General features: G+C 46.4%; 1 protein-coding gene. It reads left to right on the top strand.

The window, feature by feature from the left end; all coding sequences use genetic code 11:
* Window positions 1–33: 33 nt before the first annotated feature.
* Window positions 34–15,825, top strand: a complete 15,792-nt coding sequence (locus GKG43_RS00340) for an InlB B-repeat-containing protein (RefSeq protein ID WP_129878293.1) — start codon at window positions 34–36, stop codon at window positions 15,823–15,825.
* Window positions 15,826–15,847 lie beyond the last annotated feature (22 nt).

Genomic DNA, 15,847 nt, shown 5'->3' with positions numbered 1-15,847 from the left:
TGATTGGAGATTTAAAGAGGAAGGAGAAAGATTATGAAGAAGAATTTTAAACGCTGGCTTGCTCTTCTCTTAGCGGTTGCGATGGTAGCGACAAGTGCCGTGTATTCATCCGGGACGTCTCTCAAAGCCACCGGTGATCCGGAGAATGTGGAGCAGAGTGACCAGCAGAGCGAGCCTCAGACCGGGGATGAGGGAACGGGCAGCGCGGATGCGGCGGCGCCTGACTCGGATGCAGGGACCCAGGAAACTGGTGAGACCGAGTCGAAGCAAGTGATCGAACTGGAAAAACCACAGGGAGATCAGGGAACTTCGGATCAGGAAGCGCAGAATCCGGAGCAGAAAGAGAAGGAAGAAGTCACCCCAGAACAAGGCGGCGAACAGGAACAGACCGGAGATATGCAGGAAGAACCAACGCCACAGAAGTTTAGTGTTGTGTTTCATAAGCCTGCGGTTGAGGGCGGTTCCCTAAAAGTCTGGGAAGATGGAAGCGATAAGAAAGACGCTACATATGATGGAGAAGAGAAATATACAGAGGAAATAACAGAGGGCGCTCTGTTAAATTTCGAGATTACGGTAGATGAAAAGTATTCTATTGAAAAAGTTACGGATCAGAACGGGGCAGAGATCGCTCCTGTATCTGCAGAAGGAAATATCTTTACTTATCAGATGTCCGTTTCTGAGAACAAGGAAATAAATATATTATATAAGGAAGTTTCTCAGAATAAAGAAGAGCCAACTCCTTCGGAAGATAAGAAAGAGGAAACGGAAAATACGGCTGGTGAAGCTAATAATGAAGATGCTGAGCATACAGAGATGCCGGCAGCAAACTTCGAAGGCAGTGCATCTAACGGACTGAACGTTACGGCAACGGTAGACGAGGGGGTATTCCCGGCGGGAACCACCATGAAGGTCACGAGTGTTTCGGACAGCAAAGCAGAGAGCCTGCTGGAGGAAGCATTGGATGATAACCAGAAAGTAGTATCTGCGCAGGCGGTCGATATTATATTCCAGGATGCAGACGGCAACGAGATACAGCCGGCGGACGGCGGCATTGTAAATGTTTCAATCACGGGAGCAAGCGTTGCGGGTGACGAGATTGCTGTTTACCATGTGGATGAGGCAGAGAATGTGGAGAAGGTTGCAGAGGCCGCTTCTACAGGGGCTGAATTTGCTGCAGAAGCATTTTCAATCTATGTTGTCGGCGGATACACAGACGCAGGTCGGTACGAATATTATCGGTATGAGCTGAAAGTAGGAGAGTCTGTCGAGGTATATACAAGTTCTAGTTCAAAAAACAAAAGCTGGAATAGCAGCAATACAGCAGTAGCAGCTGTAACAAAGTTATCCGGCAATAATGGACGGTATGCCCAAATAACGGCAAAAGGTGTAGGAAAGGCAACCATCACCTATAACAATAGCAGCTACGAGAAGTTTTATGTAGAGGTAACGCAGAATAATGTGAAGGTTACATCTATTACAATAAGCGGCAACAATACTGTTAACGTTGGCGAGAGCACCACCTTAACTGCAACGGTACGTCCCAATGATGCAGCAAATAAAAACGTGACATGGAAGTCTTCGAATACGGGTGTTGCCACTGTTAATAGTTCAGGCAGGGTGACGGGGGTCAATGTTGGTACGGCTAAGATCACCGCTACTGCAGCCGATGGTAGTGGAGTGAAAGATGAGTTTACCATACAGGTTGGCCGGGCAGTAAGCTCTCAGACCGCATATTTTTATATTCAGCGGCCGGAACAGGATCCGGGAAATTTAAAAGATGATGCATGGCTTTATGTTGGAACAGGTTCAATTGATACTGCAGGACTAAACCTTCAGGCGGGAAAAGGTCAGTTTGCTTTAAATATTGCGGACCGTATACTTTCTTATCCGAATGAAGCAACGATCAAATCAAGGATTGCAGCTCTTTATGGTGTAGATGTAAGTGCAGTTGCCATTGAATATAGCCCTTATAAAATCACCTACCCGATGGGTTGGGTGGATGAGAATGGCACAGGCCATGATGGGGGAAGAGCTTGTTATCATGTAGACATGACAGTTTCTATTACTACAAAAGAAAAGGCAAGTGCAACCTATCACCTTTGGGATTATAATTCAACCGGATTCACACCTGTTGAAAGTTCCATGGTATATATTGGAGAAACGACAAGTCCAAAGTCAGGTAATTATCCTGCTACCAAGAAGGACGCTTACGGGAATGTATATACGTTTGACGGCTGGTATACAAATGCAGGTTTAACAGGCGAGAAGGTAGTTTTTCCATACACTGTTAATTCCGCTGTGAATTTCTACGCGAAATATGTGCCAAAGAATACGTTCAAAGTTACTTATGACGGTAACGGCAATACGGGAGGGACGGTTCCTACAGATGCGGCATCCTATTTGAGCGGGAATCAAGTTACTATTAAGCGCGGAACACCGGAAAAGAACGGTTATACATTTGAAGGCTGGGAATATGACGGGGACGTATATACACAGGGGCAGACATTTACGATGCCGGCATCCAGTGTAATTCTCAAAGCAAAATGGGCGCCAAAATCCGATGTGGGTTATACCGTACATTACTATCTGCAAGGGTCTGCGGTTAAGGTGAGAGATGACAAAGTAGTTGACGGGCAGACCTTTGATTCAGAAGTAACGGAGAATGCGGTAAACATTACTGGTTATACCGCAGTGGCTCCTACAGAAAAGACAATTAAGTTAGATGCATATGATAAGGAAATTGCGTTCTATTATACTGCAAACAAAGATGTAAGTTATACAGTGCACTATTATCTGCAGGACACAGAAAACAGCCTTGCACCTGATAAGACGGTCGATAACCAGGAATTTAATAAGGTAATAACAGAGACAGCAAAAACGATTCAGGGTTATGACCTCGTTGGCGATAAGACACAAACATTCAGATTAGATGAGTATAATAAGGAAATCGTGTTCTATTATACTGCTGGAACAGGGACGCCATATCAGATAGAGTACTATCAGCAGAATGTGAACAACGATGACTATACGAGGGTAGAGACGGTAAGAAAAACCGGAACCACGGGAACAATAGCAGCAGCGGAAGAGAAGTCCTACACCGGGTTTAAACTGAATAAAGATGCAGCGGATACAGTAGCAGAGGGAACAATTGCTGCAGACGGCAGTCTTATATTGAAGCTCTTCTATGACAGGAACCAGTATAAGGTAACTTACGAATATACCGGTACTGTTCCTGAGGGAGCAACAGCACTTCCGGAAGAAGCGACTTATAAATTCGGCGCTCAGGTAACCGTAGCAGAGGCTGCTTCAGCACCGGGCTACACATTCAGCGGATGGAACAAAAACGGCACATTTACAATGCCGGCAGAGGATGTTTTAATCCAGGGTTCGTTCACTGCAAATACAAATACAGAATATATCGTACAGCACTATTGGCAGAACATTGACAATGATGAATATACTTTGCATGAGACAGAGAACCTGACAGGAACAACAGGCGTCGAAGTAACTGCAGAGCCTAAGAGCTATACCGGCTTTACATTTGACAACACCGTAGATGGCACAGTTGAAAAAGGCACAGTAAGAGGCGACGGCAAGCTTGAGTTGAGATTATACTATACAAGGAACAGCTACCCTGTAGAATATTCCTATGTATATAAAGTCCCGGACGGCGCAAGCGAACTGCCGGCAAAGGCATCTTACAAATACGGAGCTACCGTTAAGACCGCAGAGGCGGCAACAGCGCCTGGGTATACTTTCCGTGGCTGGGATAAAGAGGCTGAGTTCATAATGCCGGCTGGACCGGTTTATATTCATGGCTACTTTACTGCTGACACCGATACGAAATACACTGTGATTCATTATAAAGAAAAACTTGAAGGCAAATATGAAGTAGCTGATACAGAGAATTTGACCGGAGTTACAGACGAAGAAGCACTAGCAATTGCAAAAAGCTATCCGGGCTTTACGTGGGATCCGGAAGTAGCAGGAACCAAAGTGACTGGTATAATCGAAGCAGATGGAACGCTTGAGTTAAGACTTTACTATAACCGTAATATACATGCTGTAACATACGGCTATGAGGGGGTAGTTCCGGATGGCGCAAGTGACCTTCCTGCTTCAAGAGACTATAAGTTTGGCGAAGTTGTCAATATTGCAGGACCGGCCTCAGCGCCAGGATATGATTTCAGCGGATGGAGCCTGACAGAAGGCTTCACTATGCCGGATAAGAACGTAGAGATCAAGGGACATTTTACTGCAAGAAACGATACAATTTATACGGTAGAGCATTATCTGCAGGATCTGGACGGCAACAGCTATACCCGGGAAGAAGCAAAAGAATGGACCGGAATTACAGGGGCTACTGCTACCGCAAAGCCGAATACCTATAAGGGCTTTACTTTTGACGGCAGCGTGGAAGGCACAGTTCAGACAGGAACGATCACCGGAGACGGCAAGCTTGTATTGAAATTGTTCTATACCCGCAACAGCCATACGGTAACCTATAATTATGAAGGCAAGGTTCCTACAGGAGCAACGGCGCTGCCTTCAGCAGAAACATACAAATATGGCGAACAAGTGAAAGTGACGGACGCGGCAACAGCGCCGGATTATATATTCAGCGGATGGAATAAGAGCGATTTTGCAATGCCGGACGAGGATGTGGAAATCACCGGAAGCTGGAGCAGAGACTTCAGAACGATTTCCGTTGCGCCATATCATGAGATATACGATGGTGAAAGCCACGGAGTTACAGTAACCGGAACCGTTGAGGGAGATATGATTGAATATTCCACAGACGGAGAAAACTTCGATTCTGAAGAACTTCTCTATAAAGATGTTGTAAAAGATGACAAGGGAGAGGTTACAAGCTATCCGGTATACGTAAGGGTGAAAAATGGGGATGAATATTCTTCCATCATGGAATCCTATGTTAAGATCACCCCGGCAACGCTGACAGTACAGACCAATAACGGCTGGAAGGTTTATGACGGTGAACCTTTAGTTGGAACCGGTAGTATATCCGGTTTTGTAAATGGTGAGGAAGCAGAATTTATAGTAACCGGTCAGTTGACAGATGTAGACATAATTCCGAACACCTATGAGATTAAGTGGGAGGGAGCGACAGCGCTGATTGATAACTATGTAATCTCTGAGACGCTTGGTAAATTGGAAGTTGTTCATAATACACAGAAGATCACAGTCACAACAAAGGGAGACACATACACTTACGATGGAACCAAACATGGTGCGGAGGTCACGGTATCTACACCACTGCCAAAAGGTTACGAAGTGAAGAAAGCAGTATCCAACACAAGCGTAAAAGACGTCACAACGGATCCGGTTGAGGTTACATGCGATGAACTGATTATCGTAAATGCCGCAGGAGAAGATGTAACGAAGGATCTTAACATCGAATACGTGGACGGCACGATTACCGTAAATCCTGCAACACTGTATGTACACACCTATGAGGCGGAGAAAGTATACGACGGTACAGCCCTATTGGGAGACGGGAAGATTGAAGGCTTTGTCAAAGGAGAGACAGCGGACTTCAAAGTAACCGGATCACAGACAAAGGTAGGGCACAGTAAAAACACATATAAGATTGAGTGGAACGGTAATGCGAAAGAGAGTAACTATGTAGTTGTAGAAACACTTAAATTCCTGTATGTGAAAGAGTATGCCGAGGAAATCGTTGTAACTACAAAGGGTGGTACCCACGAATATACAGGCAAACCATTTGGGGCCGAGGTAACCGTATCCGATCTGCCGAAGGGATATCATTTAGAGGAAGCAGTATCCTATGCGACAGCAACCCATGTCGCAGACGGAGCCGTAGAGGCAGGCTGTGACAAACTGGTTATTAAGAACGATGACGGAGAAGATGTAACGGGCAATTTGGTAATTAAATATGTAAACGACACGATTGTCATTACCCCTGCAACATTGGATATAGTAACCTTTACTGATCAGAAGGTATACGACGGAACAGCTCTTATAGGAGACGGTGAAATCAAAGGTCTTGTAAACGATGAAACAGTCGGATTTAAAGTAACCGGAAGCCAGACAAAAGTAGGTACCAGTGATAACGAGTACGAACTAGAATGGAGCGGGACAGCAGTCGAAACAGATTATGCAATCCATGAGAGCATCGGCCAGCTGACAGTATCCGAATCCAAAGAAGAAATTGTAGTAACAACAACAGGTGGAACCTACACATATTCAGGGGAACCACATGGTGCAGAGGTAATCGTATCTGATCTGCCGGAGGGTTATACTCTGGAAACCGCAGAATCCAATGCAGCAGTTACAGATGTAACTGCAGAACCGGTTACGGCAACCTGTAACAATTTGGTTATCAGAAATGCAGAGGGAGAAGATGTAACATCCAGTCTGAATATTAAATATGTGGACGGACAAATTACAGTAGAACCGGCAACTCTGACAATTGTAACGGAATCTGCAAAAAGGGAGTATAATGGCAAACCACTGACGGCAAACGGAAGTATTACTGGTTTTGTTCACGATGAGGACGCAACCTTTACCGTAATTGGAAGCCGTACTGAAGTAGGAACAAGCAAGAATACCTATGAGCTGGTATGGAATGGTTCCGCTAAAGAAAGCAACTATGTAATCAAAGACACTATTGGGGAACTGACCATTGAAGAGAGCACTGCTGAGATTGTGGTAACAACCACAGGAGGAGACTTCACTTATACAGGAACTCCTCATAAAGCAATGGTATCAGTATCGACACTTCCTGAGGGTTACAAACTGATAACCGCGGAATCCAATGATAGTGCCAAAGATGTTACAACAGAGGCAGTAGAGGCGAACTGTGATACTCTAGTTATTCATAATGCAGAAGGCAAAGATGTAACAGAAAAGCTGAATATCAAGTATATCAATGACAAGATAACCGTAAAACCTGCAGTTTTGAGGGTTGTGACACAAGGTGCATCCAAAGAGTATGACGGAACACCACTGACAGCAGATGGAGAGATGACCGGTCTGGTAAACAATGAGACAGCTAAGTTGAGTGTAACCGGAAGTCAGACGAAGGTGGGCAAGAGCGATAACACCTATAAGATTGAATGGAACGGAACGGCTAAAGAGAGCAACTACGAGATTCAGGACACGATCGGGAAATTGATTGTTGAAGAGTCGACAGCAGAGATTTTAGTAACTACAGCCGGCGGCGATTTCACTTATACAGGTGAACCGCATGGTGCAGAAGTTACTGTTTCCAATCTGCCAAAGGGGTATAGAGTAGTAACAGCCGAATCCAGTGCAAGTGCAACGAATGTAACAAAAGAAGCTGTAACAGCAACTTGTGATAAACTGGTTATCTATAATGCAGAGGGAGAGGATGTCACCGATAAACTGAACATTAAACTTGTAGACGGTGAAATCAATGTAGAACCTGCAACGCTGAAAGTGGTTACAAACAATGCTGATAAGCCTTATGACGGCACGCCGCTGACAGCAGAAGGAATGATTACAGGCTTTGTCGAAGGTGAAACAGCAACATTAAAAACAACCGGATCACAGACGAAAGTAGGATACAGCGATAATACTTACGAGATCATATGGGACGGAACTGCAGATAAGGATAACTACAAGATTGAGGAGTTCCTGGGATTGCTGGAGGTATACGAAAATACTGCCGAGATCGTAGTAACGACAAAAGGTGATATCTATACCTACACCGGAACACCACATGGAGCAACCGTAGAAGTATCAGAACTTCCGACCGGCTATGAATTAGAATCAGCCGTATCTGATGCAGCAGTAACAGATGTTACCGAAGAACCTGTAAAGGCAGGCTGTGACAAATTAGTCATCAGAAATGCAAGCGGGGATGATGTTACAAAGAATCTGAATATCACATATATTGACGGTGAGATTACAGTCGTGCCGGCAACACTGACAGTAGTAACTGAGGGTAAGGAGAAGGTTTACGATGGTGAGCCGCTGACAGCACCGGGGAAGATTGATGGATTTGTAAATAATGAGACCGCAGAGTTCCGCGTGACAGGAAGCCAGACGGCAGTCGGAGACAGTCTGAACAGCTTTGAGATCATCTGGAATAAAACGGCAAAAGAAAGCAACTATACCATCGAGAAAGAACTGGGAACACTGTTAGTAAAAGAGTATGAAGACAGCATCGTAGTCACAACTACGGGAGGCAGCTTTACTTATACAGGTAAGCCTCACAAAGCAACTGTCACAGTATCTGATCTGCCGCAAGGCTATACATTAGAAACAGCCGAATCCAGCGCAAGCGTAACAGATGTTGCGGACGGTACAGTAACAGCCACCTGTGATAAGCTGGTCATCAGAAATAAGCAGGGAGAGGATGTAACCAAACAGCTGAAGATTCAGTATGTCAATGATGATATCAAGGTTACTCCGGCCAAACTGACAGTGAAGACAGAATCAGCCAATGGCGTTTATAACGGCCAGCCGCTGACGGCAGAGGGAAGTATTGAAGGATTTGTAAATGATGAAACCGCAGACTTCCAGGTAACCGGAAGTCAGACGAAAGTCGGACATAGCCTGAATACTTATGAAATTAATTGGAACGATACTGCCAAAAAAGACAACTACGAGATCAAAGAAGATATCGGATTACTGACAGTAAGTGAATACAAAGAAGAGATCGTAGTCACAACAACAGGCGGAAGCTTCCCTTATACCGGTAAAGCCCACGGAGCAACAGTTTCCGTATCCGACTTGCCGGATGGCTATGAGCTTGAAAAGGCAGAGTCCAGTGCAAGCGCAACAGATGTAACGTCAGAAGCAGTAACCGCGTCTTGCGACACGCTGATTATCAGAAATGCGCAGGGTGAAGATGTAACAGAACGTCTGAAAATCCGCTATGAAAATGGCTCTATTACAGTAACCCCGGCAAAATTGACGGTGGTTACGCAGACTGCAAATAAGGTATATAACGGAACACCGTTGACAGCAGGCGGAAGTATTGACGGATTTGTTGAGGGCGAGACCGCAACCTTTACCGTAACCGGAAGCCAGACAGAAGTTGGTTATAGTCCGAATACCTATCATATTGAGTGGGATAAAACCGCAAAGGCCAAAAACTATGAGATCGACGAATCCGTTGGAGAACTGACTGTAACAGAAAATAAAGCAGAGATCGTAGTAACCACCCAAGGCGGAACCTTCACCTATACAGGAACCGAACACACGGCAGATGTAACCGTATCCGATCTTCCTGACGGATACGAATTAGAAAAGGCCGAATCCAGTGCAAGCGTTACAGATGTAACGGATAGCCCGGTTTCAGCAACATGCGATACTCTCATCATTAGAAATAAGCAGGGAGTCGATGTAACTTCGAGACTGAATATCAGCTATGTGGATGGTGAGATCATCGTAGAACCGGCAGTGCTGACCGTTAAGACAGAACGCGCGGAGAGAGTATACAACGGAGAGCCGCTTACAGCCGGAGGAACAATTGAAGGATTTGTAAACAACGAAACCGCAGACTTCCAGGTAACCGGAAGCCAGACAGAGGTCGGAGTAAGCGATAACACCTACGTGATCAACTGGAATGGCACGGCCAAAGAAAAGAATTACAAAATCAATGAAACTGTAGAAAAACTGATTGTAAAAGAAAACGCAGAACAAATCGTAGTAACAGTGACAGGCGGCACCTTCACCTATACAGGCTCGCCTCACAAAGCAACTGTATCCGTATCTGACCTGCCGGACGGCTATACATTAGAGACAGCCGAATCCAGCGCAGCAGTAACTGACGTAGAGGACGGAACAGTAACAGCAACTTGCGATACACTGGTAATCAGAAACGCACAGGGTGAGGATGTAACGGATAAGCTGAACATTATAATCGTTACAGACACAATCGCAGTGGCTCCGGCGGAACTGATAGTTGTTACAGACGGCGCAGAAAAGGTATATGATGCGAAGCCTTTGACAGCCGGCGGTACAATCAACGGCCTGATAAATGAAGAAACAGCAACATTAAAATTAACCGGAAGCCAGACAAATGCCGGAACAAGCGATAATACCTATGAGATCGTTTGGGACGGAACCGCAAAACAGAGCAACTATATTGTTAACGCAGCAGAGTCCCAAATTGGAGTATTGGATGTTCAAAAACGTCCGATTCTGATTACGGCGGCAAGCGCTGATAAGACCTATGACGGAACAGCACTGGTTAAGGCAGTCAGTACAGCCGGACTTGGACAGTTATTACCACTGCATACTTACACGGCAAATGTGGAAGGCAGTCAGACATACGTAGGCACAAGTGACAATATCGTTAAGGATGCCGAAATTGTTACGCTTCTGGGCAGAGATGATGTAACACCGAACTACGCCATTTCCTATGCAAAAGGCAAATTGACTGTAACGGATCAATCAGTAGATGTTGATGACGTAGTCACCAAGACACATGATGATAATAAGACCTATAAGCTGGGAGATACCGTAACATTCGATATCTCAGTCAAGAACATCTATGATGAAGCCAAGACAATTACCATCATAGAGCAGGATGGCGTAACCATCACCGGCAATGACGTATTCGAAGATGTAGCGCCAGGTGAAGTAGTAACAACGACTGCCACCTACACAGTAACAGAAGAAGACATCCTGAACGGAAGCTTTACAAATACCGTTACAGCGAAGTTCTCAGACGAAAACAAAGATTACGAGAAGGACGACACGGTTGACAAATTTGAAGATCCAGCCGGCCATCTGACCGTAACAAAGGAAACAACAAGCAAGCCCGCAAACGGCAAAACATACGCCCTTGGCGAAACAATCATTTACAAGGTTGTGGCAGTCAACGACGGAAATCTGACGCTGAACAACGTGGTAGTAACAGATGAGCTGACCGGCGATGAATGGACAGCAGGAACACTGCAGCCGGGACAGAGCAGCGAAGCTTTCAAAGCTGAATACACCGTAACAGAGGAAGACATCCTGAAGGGCACAGTGCTTAATGAAGCTACGGCAGCAGGAAAGAGTACAGATCCTGAGAATCCAAATCCGGAGATCGTACCTGGCAATACCGAAGACCCGACAGATCATCCGAACGGCCATCTGACCGTAACAAAAGAAACAACAAGTACACCGGCAAACGGGGAAGCATACGCTCTTGGCGAAACGATCACCTATAAGATCACAGCAGTCAATGACGGTAACCTGACGCTGAAGAATGTAGTTGTAACAGATGAACTGACCGGAGACGAGTGGACCATAGATTCACTTGCGCCAGGACAGAGCAGCGAAGCATTTACAGCGAGCCACAAAGTAACGCAGAAAGATATTCTGAACGGTTCCGTAGTAAACGAAGCGACAGCAGCGGGCAAGAGCCCGGATCCTGATAAACCGGACCCGGGAGTAGAACCTGGTGAGACAGAGGATCCGACAGTAGATCCGAACGGCCACCTGACCGTAACTAAAGAAACAACAAGTACACCAGAAAACGGAGCAGCATATGCTCTTGGAGAAACAATCACTTACAAGGTTACAGCAACCAATGACGGAAACCTGACCCTGAAAAATGTAGTGGTAACGGATGAGCTGACCGGAGACAAGTGGACAATTGAGGCCCTGAAACCGGGAGAAAGCAGTGAAGCATTTACCGCAGAATACAAAGTAACAGAGCAGGATATTCTCAAAGGAAGCGTACTCAATGTAGCAACAGCGAAGGGGGAAAGCCCAGATCCTGATAAACCGGATCCGGGAGTAGATCCTGGTGAAAAGGAAGATCCGACAGAGACCCAGCAGCCGAGCCTGTTTGTAGAAAAAACAGCGGCACCTGCACCAAATGGCGGATATGCCCTCGGCGATACCATTCCTTATACCATTAAGGTTGTGAACAATGGAAATGTTACCATAAGCGATATTACAGTAACAGATGATCTGACAGGAAATCAGTGGACAATTGGCAGCCTTGAACCTAATGCTGAGAAATCATATTCTACAGAGTATGTTGTAACAGAAAAAGACATCATGGCAGGCAAGGTTGTTAATGTAGCGGCAGCCGAAGGAACAGCTCCTGACGAAAGTAAAGTAGGAAAAGAAGATACGGAGACAACGGTGACAGAAAACTCTAATCCGCATCTGAGCGTTTCAAAAGAGACAACAAGCAAGCCGGCTAACGGAGAAGCATATGCTCTTGGCGAAACCATCACTTATAAGATTACGGCAGTCAACGACGGAAACCTGACGCTGAAGAACATTGTAATTACAGATGAACTGACCGGAGATGAGTGGACAATTGATACACTTGTACCGGGACAGAGCAGTGAAGCATTTACCGCAAGGCATAAGGTAACAGAGAAGGATATTCTGAAAGGATCTGTATTGAATGAAGCCGCAGCGTCCGCAGAGAGTCCAGATCCGGAGAATCCGGATCCGGGAGTCGTACCTGGCGAAACAGAAGACCCGACAGTAGATCCGGCAGGCCATCTGACCGTATCAAAAGAAACGACAAGTACACCGGCAAATGGAGCAGCATATGATCTTGGCGAGACGATTACTTACAAGATTATCGCAGCGAATGACGGAAATCTGACTCTGAATCATGTAGTAGTAACAGACGAACTGACCGGAGATGAGTGGACAGTTGGAACACTTGCACCGGGACAGAGCAGCGAAGTATTCACTGCAAGCTACAAAGTAACAGAGCAGGATATCCTCAACGGCAGGGTACTTAATGTAGCAACAGCCGCCGGCGAAAGTCCTGATCCGGAAAATCCGGACCCGGGAGTAGACCCAGGCGAAAAAGAAGATCCAACAGCATCACAGCAGCCGAGCCTGTTTGTAGAAAAGGCAGCGGCTGTAAAAGAGAGCGGTGCGTATGGCCTTGGCGATACCATTCCTTATATGATTAAGGTGGTTAACAATGGGAATGTGACCGTAACAGATATTACAGTAACCGACGATCTTACAGGAAACGAATGGACCATCGACCAGCTTGAACCTGGTGCATACGAGGAGTATCAGGCTGAGTATACCGTTACCGAAGCAGATGTTATGGCTGGCAAGGTAGTCAATGTGGCAACTGCAGAGGGTACAGATCCTGAAGGAGAAAAGGTAAGCAAGGAAGATACGGAGACCGTAGAAACAGAGATTTCTAATCCGCATCTGACCGTTGTCAAAGAGACAACGAGTGCACCTGCGAACGGAGAGTCTTATGTTCTGGGTGAGACGATTTCCTACAAGGTTGTCGTGACAAACGATGGAAATCTGACGCTGAAAAATGTAGTAGTAACCGATGAACTGACCGGAGACGAGTGGACCATCGACTCACTGAAACCTGGTGAGAGCAGCGAAGCATTTAACGCGAGCCACAAGGTAACACAGAAGGATATTCTGAAAGGTTCTGTAGTAAATGAAGCAACCGCAGCAGGCGAAAGTCCGGATCCGAACAAACCGGACCCAGGAGTAGACCCGGGAGAGACAGAGGATCCGACTGACAATCCGAACGGACATCTGACCGTAACTAAAGAAACAACAAGTACACCAGAAAACGGAGCGGCATACGCTCTTGGAGAAACAATCACTTACAAGATTGTGGCAGCAAATGACGGAAACCTGACACTGGAAAATGTAGTGGTAACAGACGACCTGACCGGAGACGAGTGGACGATTGATTCCCTGAAACCGGGAGAAAGCAGCGAAGTATTTACCGCAGAATACAAAGTAACAGAGCAGGATATCCTGAACGGAACGGTACTCAACGTAGCAACCGCTAAGGGAGACAGTCCAGATCCGGAAAAACCGGATCCGGGAGTAGATCCGGGCGAGAAGGAAGATCCAACAGTGACTCCGCAGCCAAGCCTGTTTGTAGAAAAGACAGCAGCTGCAGGTCCGGAAGGCGGATTCAGCCTTGGCGATACAGTACCTTACACAATCAAAGTTGTAAACAATGGTAATGTAACAATCAGCGGCATTACAGTAAATGATGATCTGACAGGCGGGCAGTGGACAATTGACAGCCTTGAGCCAAATGGTACGCAGGAGTTTACAACAGACTATGTTGTAACAGAAGCTGACATTCTGGCAGGCCAGGTAGTCAACGTTGCTGCGGCAGGCGGTACGGCTCCTGACGGAAGCGAAGTAACAGGAGAAGGTACGGAGACAATTGTAACAGAGAGCTCCACCCCGCACCTGAGCATTTCCAAGGAGACAACGAGTACACCGGCCAACGGTGAGACTTACGCCCTTGGCGAAACCATCACCTACAGTATTGTGGCAACAAATGACGGTAACCTGACATTAACGAATGTAGTGGTAAGAGATGAACTGACCGGAGATGAGTGGACCATAGATTCACTTGCACCTGGAGCAAGCAGCGAAACATTTACCGCAGAGCACACAGTAACATCAGCGGATATCCTGAATGGCTCAGTTCTCAACGTGGCAACAGCCGGCGGAGAGACTCCGGATCCGGATAAACCAGACCCAGGAGTAGACCCGGGAGAGAAAGAAGACCCGACAGTAGATCCGAATCCAAGTGTAGCAGTAGTTAAGGAAGTTACAAGCACACCGGCTGACGGTGAGGCATACGCACTCGGTGAGACGATCAGTTACAGAATCACCGTAACGAACGACGGCAACATACCGGTTGAAAATATCAGGGTTGAGGATAGTCTGGTAAGTATTACAGAGAATATTATCACAAGCCTTGCACCGGGAGAGAGCAGAGAATTCACATACGAATATACCGTAACAGAAGCAGATATCAGAAACGGCCAGGTAGTTAATACGGCAGCAGCATCCACTGATGATCCGGAAGGGCCTAAGGGAAGCGATGAAGTCGTAACTCTGACAGAGCCGGCAGATGCGGCATATACAGTGAATAAGTCCGTAGTGGAACCGCAGGATGAATACAGGGTTGGCGATACAATCCAGTACCAGATCGCGGTAAGCAACACCGGAAATGTGACACTGCACAACGTAGTTGTAAGTGATAACCTTCAGGGAGCATCCGGCAGCGTAACATTTACAAATGCAGGAGACTACACCGTTGAAGGAAACAAAGCAATAATTAATGAAATTGGCATCGGTGAGACAATAGTACTGAACTGTGAATACCTGATCGTCAGAGAAGATGCAGGAGCATCCATCAGCAACATCGCAAGTGTAAGAACAGATGAAACGGGTGAGACTCCACGTGAAGACGAGACAGAGGAAACACCGGTTGTAAATATCTACAGACTGACCATTCATTATGTAGATGCAGCCGGAACAGCGGTAGCACCGGATTATACCGGCGAATACGAGGTGGGTGCAGCATTCTCCATCGAGTCACCGGCAGTCACAGGCTACACACCGAATTACGCAACCGTAAACAGTGGCGCGGACGGCATGCCGGCAGCGGATGTAGAGGTAACAGTAACCTACACAGCGAATCCAGTCATCGTACCAATCGTACCGCCGGTAACACCGACGACTCCGGCAGCACCAGTAACGCCAGTAACACCGGCAGCGGTAACGCCAACCACACCAACGGCAATTATACCGCCGACACCGACACCTGCAGCACCGATTGACGCTGAACTAACAGAAAACGATGAAGGCGACTATGATTTAACACCAATCCAGGACGAGGAAACACCATTAGCGAAACAGAACCTCGATGACCACGTTTGCTGCATCCTTCACTTCTTACTGATGCTGCTCGCACTGATTGTGCTGGCATTCTACACTAGAAGCATGAAGAAACGGCAGGCAAGAATCTTCGAACTAAGAGAAGAGCTGGAGCTTGAAATGGCGAGAAGAGGCTTAGGCGAAGAGGAAAAGGAAGATGACGCTGAATAATCAAAGCAGCGCAAGACCGAAA

The organism is Eubacterium sp. BIOML-A2, assembly GCF_009680135.1.
GTDB lineage: Bacteria > Bacillota > Clostridia > Lachnospirales > Lachnospiraceae > Faecalicatena > Faecalicatena contortus_B.
This window is presented reverse-complemented; position numbering and strand designations above follow the sequence as displayed.

Bases quoted from the DNA above. Each gene is read 5' to 3' on its own strand.
- GKG43_RS00340 (WP_129878293.1), top strand. From the start codon at position 34: ATGAAGAAGAATTTTAAACGCTGGCTTGCTCTTCTCTTAGCGGTTGCG.